This is a genomic window from Microbulbifer magnicolonia (genome assembly GCF_035117725.1).
Lineage (GTDB): Bacteria > Pseudomonadota > Gammaproteobacteria > Pseudomonadales > Cellvibrionaceae > Microbulbifer > Microbulbifer magnicolonia.
On record NZ_JAYEFD010000002.1, the window covers coordinates 426,491 to 438,548 of the forward strand.

At 53.2% G+C, this 12,058-nt stretch carries 6 protein-coding genes; all 6 read right to left on the reverse strand.

The window, feature by feature from the left end:
- Nucleotides 1–68 precede the first annotated feature (68 nt).
- The 6 genes from RRF64_RS11120 to RRF64_RS11145 all read right to left on the reverse strand — a co-directional run bounded on the left by RRF64_RS11120 (nt 69) and on the right by RRF64_RS11145 (nt 12,055).
- Nucleotides 69–1,340, reverse strand: coding sequence for a sugar MFS transporter (locus tag RRF64_RS11120; protein WP_323845955.1), 1,272 nt, complete (start codon nt 1,338–1,340; stop codon nt 69–71).
- 164 nt (nt 1,341–1,504) lie between these two features.
- Entirely contained in the window at nt 1,505–3,556 is a 2,052-nt protein-coding gene (locus tag RRF64_RS11125; RefSeq protein WP_323845956.1) for a glycoside hydrolase family 97 protein, read from the reverse strand.
- 216 nt (nt 3,557–3,772) lie between these two features.
- Nucleotides 3,773–6,340, reverse strand: coding sequence for a glycoside hydrolase family 2 TIM barrel-domain containing protein (locus RRF64_RS11130; protein WP_323845957.1), 2,568 nt, complete (start codon nt 6,338–6,340; stop codon nt 3,773–3,775).
- A 47-nt stretch (nt 6,341–6,387) separates the two neighbouring features.
- Nucleotides 6,388–8,034 (reverse strand): sulfatase-like hydrolase/transferase, encoded by a 1,647-nt coding sequence (locus tag RRF64_RS11135; protein WP_323845958.1) that lies wholly within the window; start codon nt 8,032–8,034, stop codon nt 6,388–6,390.
- 51 nt (nt 8,035–8,085) lie between these two features.
- Nucleotides 8,086–10,425, reverse strand: a complete 2,340-nt coding sequence (locus tag RRF64_RS11140; protein WP_323845959.1) for a glycoside hydrolase family 3 N-terminal domain-containing protein — start codon at nt 10,423–10,425, stop codon at nt 8,086–8,088.
- A gap of 46 nt (nt 10,426–10,471) precedes the next feature.
- Entirely contained in the window at nt 10,472–12,055 is a 1,584-nt protein-coding gene (locus RRF64_RS11145) for a glucoamylase family protein (protein WP_323845960.1), read from the reverse strand.
- Nucleotides 12,056–12,058: the final 3 nt, after the last annotated feature.

The window sequence follows — 12,058 nt, forward strand, 5'->3', positions numbered from 1 at the left end:
GCAATCTGCCCCCTTACTTCAACTGAAGCACGCAAAAGGTCTTCCCTATGCCTCTACTGAAGTTGCCTTCAGTCTGCGCGAACCTCCGTCCCTTTAATGCCGTAATAGCATATATAGATATAGCAAACGACCGGCAAAACAAACGAAAGCTGAATACCGATATTGTCCGCCAGCATGCCCTGCAACAGGGGAATCAGTGCACCGCCGACAATCGCCAGGCACAGGATACCTGAGCCCTGACTGGTGTGTTCACCGAGCCGGTTTAGGGCAAGACTGAAGATCGTTGGGAACATAATGGAGTTGCACAGCCCCACCAGCAGGATCGCCCACATGGCCAGGCTACCACTGCCAAGGATCGCGATACTGATCAATACAACCGAGCCGACGGAGTTACAAGCCAACAACAGGCCCGGGTGAATATGGCGCATCAACGCCGCACCGATAAACCGCCCCACCATCGCACCGCCCCAGTAATAGGCGATATAGTGCGCGGCTTCGGCCTCCTCGATCCCCGCGATATTTTCCTGGCCTAAAAAGTTCACCAGAAAACTGCCAATAGAGACTTCGGCACCCACATAAAGGAAGATTCCCAGCGCACCGAGCACTAGATGAGGATATGACCAAGCCGAGGTAGAGCTGGCGACATCCCGCCTGATCGGCGCATGCGAATCAATTTGCGGCAGTTTCAGCTGGCTAAAGACAATCGCCAGTACTGCAAGCATCGAGGCCAGTAACAGATATGGAAGCTTGACCGCATCGGCTTCACTCTGGGCGTCTGCCATTGTCTCCATCCCGATGGTTGCCGACGAGAGTATGAGCATTGCACCAAAAAATGGCGCCACAGTCGTACCCAGGGAATTAAACGCCTGGGTGAGGTTCAGGCGGCTCGACGCGGTTGCAGAATCACCCAGCGCGGTAACGTAGGGATTGGCCGAGACCTGCAGCACCGTGATCCCGGAAGCAAGCACAAAGAGTGCCCCCAGAAACAGCGGATAAGATACAGTGCCTGCCGCGGGGTAAAACATCAGGCACCCAACACTAGCAACGAGTAGGCCGGTGACGATGCCATTTCTGTAGCCGATGCGTTTTACCAATGCGCCAGCCGGCAGCGAGACAGCAAAATAAGCGCCAAAAAAGCAAAACTGAATCAGCATGGCCTGCGTGTAGTTCAGATCGAAGACGCTTTTCAAGTGGGGGATCAGGATGTCATTTAAACAGGTGATGAATCCCCACATAAAGAAAAGCGACGTCAGCGCAGTGAGTGCAAACCCGTAGTTTTTTGCCGCACTGTCGCTGGTGCCGCCAGGTTTGTAAGTTGTCGTACCTTGAAATCCAGCCATTAGCTACCTCTCTCATTATTCTTTCAGTTAACTGATCTTTCCTGTCTGCTTACTAGGCTTGGGGCAGTTAGCGACAAACGATATAACCTTAGGCAAAGTCAATCTGGCATGAAACGAGCCTGAACTGCCTGCTGTCGACCTCGCACGCCCAGCACCTGAATTCGCTATTTGACCGCTTTAAAGCGAATCGCTGCGCCACCACTGGTGGCAAGTGATAATTTCAGTTGATCACCACTTTCAAGCGTTTTCTCCTCTATCACTATGTCATAGGGATTGGTATCCCACGCGGCGCGATCGCCATCGCGGTAAATTTGCGCAACATACTTTTGCTTCGGATCCAGGAAGTCGAGCGACAGCGTCAGCTCACGGGCTTTCTCGTCTGTTAGCGCCCCCAGGTACCAATCTTGTCCACCCCGTTCCTTGCGCGCAAAAGCTACGTAGTCTCCGACTTCCCCGGAAATCGCTTTACTCTCTTCCCAATCCGTCGGCACATCGCGAATAAACTGGAAGGCATCTAGTCTGGCTTCATAGTTTTCCGGCAGATCCGCCGCCATCTGAATAGGACTGTAAAGCACTACGTAGAGCGCCAGCTGTTTTGCCAAGGTAGTGCGGGGGCGATTTTCACCGTCCAGGCCATTGAAACTCAGGTCAAAAATACCCGGGGTAAAGTCCATCGGACCCGAGAGCATGCGCGTGAAGGGCAGAATAGCCGTGTGTTCTGGCGGGTTGGGCGGTGAACCCCAGGCGTTGAACTCCTGTCCGCGCGCGCCCTCACGAGTGATCCAGTTGGGATAGGTGCGGCGCAGACCGGTGTCTTTCACCGGTTCGTGGGTATTGATACTGATTTTGCGCTCCGCAGCTTCAGTGACGCTGCGCAGGTACTCTCCAACCATGTACTGCCCGTCGTGCCATTCACGGCGGGCAATACCGTTTTCATCGATATGCTTGATCTGCCCCCCGTCCGCGACGTAACCGGTTTTCACCTGCGCTACACCGAGCTTGGCGTACAGGTCATAAGCCGCTCCCATCTGGTTCTTGTAATTTGTTACACTACCGGAAGTCTCATGGTGGCCAATCAGGTGCACCCCTTTCTTACTTCCATAGGCAGCTACCTCTTCGATATCGAAATCCGGGTAGGCTTCGGTGAAGCTGAATACATCGCCGTTGTAAAACCACTCTCCATCCCAGCCGAGATTCCAGCCCTCTACCAATACGCCATCAAATCCGTACTTGGCCGCAAAATCCATATAACGCTTGGTTTCAGCAGTGGTCGCACCGTGCTTTTCACCGGAACTCCAGCTGTTTTTCTGTATATGCATCCCCCACCAGATGCCAATGTATTTTCCGGGCTTCACCCAGGATACGTCGCCCAGCTTGTTGGGTTCATTCAGATTGAGGATAAGATCGGAGTTCAATAGCCCCACCGCGTTTTCCGCTATCTGGATGGTGCGCCAGGGGGATTTGAAGTCTGTCTGCGTTTTGACCCTCACACCATCGGACCAAGGAGTGAGATCCGCCTTAAATTTGCCCGGGCGTCGCTGATCAAGCGTCATCGCCGAATAATCCACCAGGGCCGCCTCGTGGATACTTACATGGGTGCCGGAAGCCAGCTTGAAGGTGAGCGGAGTATGGGCACGGTCGACTTCACTCAGTGCGGTGGTGTTGTACATATACTCATAGCGATTCCAGCCTCGGCCGGGAATCCACCAACCCGTCGCCGAATCACTGTCGGCAACGCTGAACTCGGTCAGTTCATCCGTAATCTCAACCCTACTTAAACCGCGCTGCTTGGGCACTTCATAGCGGAAACCGATGCCGTCATTATACACCCTGAAGCGGACACTAAACTTGCCGGCAGACTCGCCGCTGCGGCCGAAGTCGACCCGGAGTTCATTGTGGTGGTCGCGAACATATTTGCGCTCGCCCCAGGGTTGCGTCCATGTTTCATCCTTTGCGCCGGCTTTGCTGTTGACGATTGAGAAATCCTCGTCAAAAGCGTGCGCTTTTTTGAATACCATTCCCAGCCGCGAGTCAGTGATGACGGACTCATCTCGATAGAGCACTTCATATTGGGGCTGGCCATGGTTGTCCTTTACTATGACCCTGATAGCACCGTCGGGCGAAGCTACCTCTACTGCCTTTGCCAACAAAGGGGCACACCACGACATAGGCAGGGCAATACTGCATATGAAGATCACTCTCTCAAAAACCCGCATGTAAGGTTCCTTGTATTACGAATCGTTACCGTTGAAGGCTGAAAATATCGGCGTTCAATCAGCGATTCATTTTTGTTCACTAGATCTACAATGGCTTTGGTAAGCCCATTGTTTCATCACCGAAGCGGCTAGAGCGCTTAGCCTCGAACAACTCCACCGGATCGGCCCTGGAAACAGTCGCAAATGCTATCACTAGTAGCAGCACTACAGATGCTCTCACGGCGCTACTCTGGACAAACCGATCCCATTGACACCGGTATTCTCAGAGGCGGTTACCTTGACCTCTACCTGACTACCGGAGGCATTCACCGTAAAGCGCTTTTCAAGCATCATTAGCCTGGTCACATCATCCACGGCAGTATCCAGTTGCCACACGGGTTCACCATTCACCTGAATGCTCAACACCCTCGGTTCCTGTTGGTTTTTGGCCAAATCCGCAAACATCAGTACCAGTTCATAGGTCCCTGGCAAAACATCAAACACATAGCGGCTGTTACCCTGCCGTTGTGTTTGTAGCAACGGATCCAGGTCCGTGCCCACAATGTCTTCGTCAGTGCCAACCCCATGAGAACGGCTGAAGTACATTTCACCGTCTTGGTAGCCGAAGGTACCCGGCTGATATTCACTGTCTGGAAGCCAGACCGTATCGGTCCCGGCATCATAAAACTGGAAATTGGCTCCGGCGTTAATAAATACATCCCTAAACCTTGAATACCCGTCTACGCTCTCGTAACGCCTGTATTCAACTACGGATGTATCCTCCAGCAACTGTTCGTGGTGCCAGCCCTTTACCGCCAACAGATTTTCGCCGTCCTGAAGGTCCACCTCCCAGGTTGCGACATTTCCAGACAGCTCTTTTGGCTCTTTGGCCTCACCATTTACATACAAGGTGGCCGTTTCCAGGTTTCCGTAAACGCTTATGGGTACCAGCGCCCTTCCCTGATTGTTGACACGACCGGCCAGATGTTCAAGTGGCGCCAGGCGTAACACCGCCTCCTCCGACAACCAGCTCTGCAGTAGATAAAAAGCGTCTTTCGGCTTTCTATCAAAGGTCATCAGGCCCTTGCTGTTTATCATGGGAACTGCATCCCGTCGGCCGGCAGAGCCGAAATCAAACAGGTTCCAAACCGCCGCACCAGCAATAAATTCCCGAGCCATGATCTGACTCAGATTGTGCTGCATGAATGCATTCTGCCACTCCAGGGAGAAATCGAATCGGCGGGGTTCGACGGAGCGAATACGCGGATCAGATCCCGCCCCATATTCTGTAATCAGCGTGGGCTTGTCCGGATATTCCTGGTGGAACCTGTCCATAAACTGGCCGAGGCCATCGATATCATTCTCGTACCAGCCGTAATATAGATTCCATCCGACCAACATCGGAATATCAATCAGGCCCGCTTTTTTGTATAGCTCTAGGCTTCCGTGATTTGGAATCATCGTATACCGGATTGGGTCAATTTCCCTGGTGATCTCCTCCAATACCCGTGCGAAAGCTGTAATCTTCTCTATATGTTCTTTTTCGCGTTCAAAGTTGCGCCCCAGCAGCATTTCATTCATGTAGGCCCAGATAATGATGCTGGGGTGATTGAAATACTGATACAGCATTTCTTTATGCATATGTATCGTGTTGCTATAGAAATCATCCGAATCAGTTATTTCATGATCCAGCGGAATCTCCATGGTCACGAGCAGGCCGAGTTGATCGGCTGCGTTCAATACCGCCTGATCCTGAGGGTAATGTGCTGTGCGAAAAAAATTGCTGCCACTTCTTTTCACCAATGCCATGTCGGCACGATGCCGCTCATTGGACAACCCATTGCCGACTCCAGCATAGTCCTGATGGCGATTGACGCCCATCAGCTTCAGAGGTTTGCCATTGATCGAAAAGCCGGCCTTAGCGTCGAACTCAAAAAAACGGAATCCCACAGCGGTTGTAACGCTGTCGACGAGATCTCCAGCTGAGTTGAGCAAATCGCTCTGAAGGCGGTACAAATCGGGAGAGCTCGGGCTCCACAGTCTGGGAGACTTAACACTGGGGAGCAGTTGATCAATGGCTGCGCGCTGGCCCACTGAATCATTTTGTTCACTTACCAGCTCGCCGTCCGGGGCATAGAGCCTTTGCCGGATCACCAGACCCGGCTCTGCGACTTTGAGGTGGCTGCTGACCTTGAGTCTGGCTCGCTTCGCGGAGACTTCGGGATAGTGCAGGTAGACTCCTGTAGTTGCATAATCACCGAAATCGAAATGGCTGTTTTGCTTACGCAACAGCCACACATCGCGATATATGCCGCCATAGAAGTTGAAATCGCCTTTTAGTGGCGCAATGGCGGGGTTGTGACGATTATCTGCCTTTACCCACAGCAGGTTTCGCCCATCTCTGCGCAATGCATCGGTAATGTCGATGACAAAGGCCGTGTAACCGCCACTGTGGCTGCCCACATGTTGTCCATTGACGAATACGTCTGCCCGCTGGTTTACCGCTTCAAATTTGAGAAAGAATTTTTCCCCCGCCCGCATTTCCAGGTTCAGCTGGCGCCGGTACCAGCCGCTACCGCGATGATATCCTGGCTCTTCGTCAACGGTATCTTCCGCGTTCCAGGTATGCGGTATGGAAACGTGTCGCCATTGAGGCGGCTGATCGATCAACTTCTGATAGGGCTCATCACTTAAAGCGAACAGCCAGCCGTCGTTCAAGGACTCGGCGCCAAACGTGTTCGCCTGGGAAAAGCCACCAACCAGGCAGAGGAACAACCCGAAGAGAATCCGGAGGGGAGATTTCATCACTACGAGACCTAAATTCGGCGGCAGGTAAGCTACCGCGGGTTAACTTACTGAGTCAGGAATGCAGTGGTAGTACGCGGCTCAGCGGTGTCGTTGTCATGGTCGTTATAATGCAGGAATTTTTCCCGCAGCCTGACTACCGTTTGCTTGAATTCTGGATGGTTGATCAGATTGTTTTCTTGACCAAGGTCCACATTCAGGTTGTATAGCTCGGTGGCCTTGTTGTGCTTGTCGACAACAAGTACCAGATTGCCCTCACGAATAGCACCCTCATAGGCGGATCCCGCCTGGTAGAGCATAAACTCACGCAAGGGTTCGCTTTCCGACTGTTCGCCCTTAAGCACTGCCATCAACGAGATGGAGTCCATCGCCTGATCTTCCTGCATGTCCTGGCCAGTCAACTCATACATGGTTGCCACCCAGTCATGACCCACGATCATTTGGTCCGATACAGCGCCAGGCTGAATCACCGAGCCCGCATCGGTACCATCGCCCCATTTTGCGATGAAGGGAACCCTGTGTCCGCCTTCGTAAACGCTGGCCTTGTAATCCCGAAGCGGACCATTGTTATCGTGTTCCGGGTTGCCATAGCGCGTGACTGATGGCCAAAGGGCACCGTTGTCACTGGTAAACACAATCAGCGTTTCATCCGCAATACCAGCCGCCTCGAGCTTTTCGATAATTTTCCCGACTTGGAGATCCAGCTCGTAGAGCACATCGGAAGTGATGGCTCCGGTCTTGTCTTTCACCTGCTCGTCGATGGTGGTCGCATCGCCATCGAAATCGAACGGCGCGGTATGGGGGACGTGGATAGCTTGAGAAGCAAAGTAGAGCAGAAACGGCTGCTTCTTGCCTTCGGCCTCGTTGGTTTCCAGGTGACGATCAATGAACTCGACCGCCTTGTTCGTCATCATGATTCCAGCCTGGCTGGAGTCATAGTCCACGTCAGCCCGTGCGGGATTACCCGTGGGGGCTTCAACGATTTCGGAAAACCCATTGTCGCTGACCTTGTAGAAACCGTCGGTAACTATATGAGTGGAACTGTTGTTCGCCGGCTTTCCTGGTACAAAGGGAACAAACTTCCCATTTTCGAAGAAGGCGTAGGGTTCATGCTGAATTCCCGACTGCAATCCGAAGGAGTAGTCGAAGCCGTGGTCATTCACGGTATCGTCAACACCTCTGGAGAAATCCATCGTATTCAACTTGGTTTTCTCGCGAATGACATTGCCTTCAGAATCGTAGACTGTGCCACCCAGGTGCATCTTGCCGAAGAAAGCTGTTTTATAGCCAGCTTTTTGCATGATATCCCCGACCGTGAGGTGTTTACCGGCCTTAGTGCGGTCGCCATTGAAGCTGAAGCCGGAGCTGAAATTGACATCCCAGCTTCCGCCTGGACGGCCATTCCGGTAGGGATAGCTGCCGGTCATATAGCTGAATCGAGACGGCGCGCACAATGCCGCGGGTGCATGGGCATCGGTAAAACGCATACCATCTGTCGCGAGCTGGTCGAGATTTGGGGTGGGCATCTTGCCCCCGTAAATTCCCAGATCGCCAAAACCAACGTCATCGGCCAGGATAAATACGACATTTGGCAGCTGATCGCGATTTTCTGTTTTGCTCTCCGCCATTGCGGAATGGACCACCACCATTGAAACCATGGCCGGCAAAGCAAGAAACAGTTTTCTTTTCTTCATTATTACTATCCAAAATATGGTGGACCGCGTCCGCCATCACTATGCCGTCAATTAGTCGTTCGGATTTGCTCGGCGGAATTGCACATTCTCAGACAACTGGAATGTGCCAGTATTGTTCGCCTCGGAGCTTCCACCGATGAAGACATTGAATTCGCCTGCCTCGGCAGCAAGGTTCATGTCGATATCATGGAAGGCGAGATCTTCTGCGGAGATGGTGAACTCTACGGTTTTCCTTTCACCCTGTTCCAGGTGGATTTTCTGGAATCCTTTCAGCTCGCGCACGGGACGCGTTACCGAACCGACCTTGTCCTGAATATAGAGCTGAACTACTTCTTCGCCCGCATGCTCGCCGTTGTTGGTGACGTTGATGGAAGCGGTCACGCTGCTACCGGGATTCAGTATCTGGCTGTTCAGCGCCAGGTCAGAATAGGAGAATTCGGTATAGCTCAGGCCATAGCCAAACGGATAGAGAGGCGCATTGGACTCATTCAAGTAGCGCGAACGGTACTTTTGCTCTTCCCCATTCGGATCAAACGGACGACCGGTGTTTTTCATGTTGTAGTAGATCGGAACCTGGCCCACATGACGCGGGAAGGTGACAGGCAGCTTGCCGGACGGATTGTAATCACCGTACAGCACATCGGCGATGGCGTGCCCGCCCTGGGTGCCCGCGTACCACGTATGCAAGATTGCATCCACGTTCTCATCCGCCCAGGTAATGGTCATCGGGCGTCCGCTCATCAGAACCAGGACCATGGGTTTACCCAGTTTCTTGAGTTCCTTCATCAGCGCGGATTGAGTGCCGGGGAAGTTGAGGTCTACACGGCTTGCCGCCTCACCCGTCATATTCCACTTTTCACCCATCGCCATCACGATCACGTCAGACTTTTTCGCTGCCTCAATCGCTTCGGCAAAACCGGCGGTATCCGTGGCATCGAACTCATAGCTGGCGCCCTTGGCGTAGTTGATATCGACACTGTCGCCGAATCGCGCTTTCAGCCCTTCCAACAGGGTGACGGGCTTCTCCCAACGGTCGCCCGCGGCCGACCATGAGCCGATCATGTCCTGCTTGGAATCCGCCAGGGGCCCGATGAGCGCAACAGACTGCCCTTCGGACAGCGGCAGGATGCTATTCTGGTTTTTTAGCAGGACGAAGGATTTGCGCGCCACGTCGCGCGCGGCTTCCATGTGCGCGTGTTTGTAAATCTCGCGCTCCTGGCGATCCGTGTCTGAGTAACGGTATGGATCTTCAAACAGGCCCAGGCGGTACTTCATCTCCAGGATGCGGCGTACTGCATTGTCGATCTGGGAGATTCGCACCTTCTCCTCTTCGACCAATTCAAGCAGGTTATCGCTGTACACCGAACCCTGCATATCCATATCTACGCCGGCATTGATGGCCAGCTCACCGGCATGTTTCAAATCGGCTGCAAAACCGTGCGGGACCATTTCATTGATAGCAGTGTAGTCCGTCACGACAAAGCCTTCAAAGCCCCAACGCTGCTTGAGAATGTCATCAAGCAGGTACTTGCTTCCGGTCGCCGGAACCCCATTAAGCTCATTGAAGGATGTCATAAAGCTGGCAGCACCTTCCTCTACGGCAGCTTCAAATGGCGGCAGGTAGGTATCCCACAACTCCCGGGTCGACATATTGGTGGTGTGGTAGTCACGACCAGCCTGTGCTTGGCCGTAAGCAGCGTAGTGTTTTGCACATGCCAGCACTGTGTCCAGTGCACCCAGGTCGTCTCCCTGGAAGCCATTAACCCGCGCGCGTGCTATTTCAGTGCTCAGGAATACATCTTCGCCGGAACCTTCTGAGACACGCCCCCAGCGGGGATCGCGAGCGATATCGACCATCGGTGCAAAGGTCCAGTGAATACCCTCTGCGGCCGCCTCGGTCGCGGCTATACGAGAGGCGTCCTGGATGGCGTCCAGGTCCCAGGATGCCGCCTCACCCAATGAAATCGGGAAAATGGTGCGGTGACCATGAATCACGTCGTAGCCGAACAGAAGCGGAATACCCAGCCTGGTTTCTTCTACGGCGAGCTTCTGCAGATCGCGCGTATAGTCAGCTGTAAAGGCGTTGAAAATAGCCCCAACCTTGCCTTCCTTGATCTGCTCCTGATAGTCATCGCTCATGGTCGGGCCGGTCTTGTCCCAGCCGCTGGTGAGAAGATTCAGCTGGCCTATTTTTTCTTCCAGCGTCATCTTTGCCATCAATTCGTCGATGAACTTGGCCATGACCGCCTTGTCATCCTTCCAAATTTTCTCCGACACAGATTCTTTTTTGAATTCTGGTTTCGAGCTATCGGAATCGAGGTATTTCCAGCCAGAGACGGTCAGTGCAGCACCCACACTGAGCGCTATCAGCGAGCGTTTATATTTGATCATGATATTAATTCCGTAGTACAAGCGCGACAAACAAGTTGCCTGATGATTATTCGATTTCTCTTCCGCCGACAGTAAAGCCCAGCTTATTCAGCCCCCGGCGAACATCCGGGTCACGCATAAAGTGATCCCACAGCAGGCCGCTGCGATAGTTTTCGATCATGCCCACAATGGGGCCCTGGTCGATTGCCAGATAGGTTTTTCTAACCTGCTCTTCGGGCTTATCGCTGACACTCAGATTGATGCCATCGTAGAAGCCCATTTCCCCGAATAGCTCCTTACCATGGTTGTAGTAGAGGTTCTTCAAAACCTGTATGGATTCTTTCGGTGTATAGGGCATAGAGGAAAGTGCCGCTGTGGGGGTAATGGTCCCGTGGTCACGCTGGAATCCCGGTGCGTGGGCGGTATAGCCACTGGGCACATTGTCGCCCGCAGTCAGGCCCCAAAAGTCTTCGCCATAGCCTTCCCAGCCATAGGGGTTATCCAGGCAATAGGCGCGATTGATGAGTGTGTGGCGCTTGTTCTGCTGCCAGTAGTTGGCATACCGGTCCCGGAGCCCGCGCGGATCCAGACCCATAAACGAGTAGTGCGCAAAGAAAAGCGGTCCGCCTTTGTGCTCTCTGTTGCCGAGCGGCAATACCATGCCGTAGTAATCTTCATAATTGCGGAATGTGGGCACATCCCATCCGGCCCAGCCCTTGTGATAAGCCGTGTCACTGATGGCGTGTGTGGGCGAAGAGGCCGCCAGAACATAGACGATTAGCGCCTCGTTGTAGCCTTTGATCGGATGATTCATTTTCCAGCCGTGATTCTTTGACCAGTGCCAATAGATCACATTCTCTCCCTTGGTATACCAGTCCCATTCCATGGACTCCCACAACTGGGTAATTTCTTTGCGCAGCTGTTTTTCTTTGGCGGTGTTGCCGTCAAAGTACTGGCGCGCCGTAAGCAGGCCCTGTGCCATAAAGGCGGACTCTACCGTGTCACCACCGTCATCGAATTCGCTGAAATGGAAAACCTCCTGGGAGTCGGCGTCATACCAGTGTGCCCACATACCGTGAAAGCGCTCGAACTCCGTCAGGGACTTCGTGAGTTTCAACATGCGATCAACTGCCTGATCACGTGAAATCCAGCCGCGCTCCGCACCGGCTATCACAGACGCAATGCCGAAACCAGTGCCTCCGGAGGTAATGATGTCGCCGTTCTTCATATTTGGGGTGCGCTCCCGCGCCCACCCGCTGTTCTGATCGGCATAGTCCCAGAAGTAGCGAAAGGTGTACTTCTGAACCATTTCCAGAAGCTCTTCATCGCTAAAGTCCCGCGTACTCGCAGACGCCGTAGCCAGAACCTTACTGCTGTCTTTTTCCGTGAGCCTGTACTTCAACTGCAGATTTCTACCGAGATCACCGGTGAAATCAATGGCAGAGTCACTGGTAACGACAGCACGCGGCAGCCATTTACCACCACTTACCGAGGCATACAGCTGATACTGTTTTCCCGCCTGGTAAATGTCCTCCCAGCTTAACTCCACGTGACGGTCGTAACCCTCTGCATCCAGGGCTGCAGACCAGCTTTGAACACTAACTACTGCTGCTACAAGAAGCAGACTTCTAAGAAAAATAGCTTGAAACATATG

Excerpts from the sequence above, each read along its gene's own strand:
- RRF64_RS11120 (WP_323845955.1), bottom strand. The coding sequence starts at position 1,340 with ATGGCTGGATTTCAAGGTACGACAACTTACAAACCTGGCGGCACCAGC.
- RRF64_RS11125 (WP_323845956.1), bottom strand. The coding sequence starts at position 3,556 with ATGCGGGTTTTTGAGAGAGTGATCTTCATATGCAGTATTGCCCTGCCT.
- RRF64_RS11130 (WP_323845957.1), bottom strand. The coding sequence starts at position 6,340 with ATGAAATCTCCCCTCCGGATTCTCTTCGGGTTGTTCCTCTGCCTGGTT.
- RRF64_RS11135 (WP_323845958.1), bottom strand. The coding sequence starts at position 8,034 with ATGAAGAAAAGAAAACTGTTTCTTGCTTTGCCGGCCATGGTTTCAATG.
- RRF64_RS11140 (WP_323845959.1), bottom strand. The coding sequence starts at position 10,425 with ATGATCAAATATAAACGCTCGCTGATAGCGCTCAGTGTGGGTGCTGCA.
- RRF64_RS11145 (WP_323845960.1), bottom strand. The coding sequence starts at position 12,055 with ATGTTTCAAGCTATTTTTCTTAGAAGTCTGCTTCTTGTAGCAGCAGTA.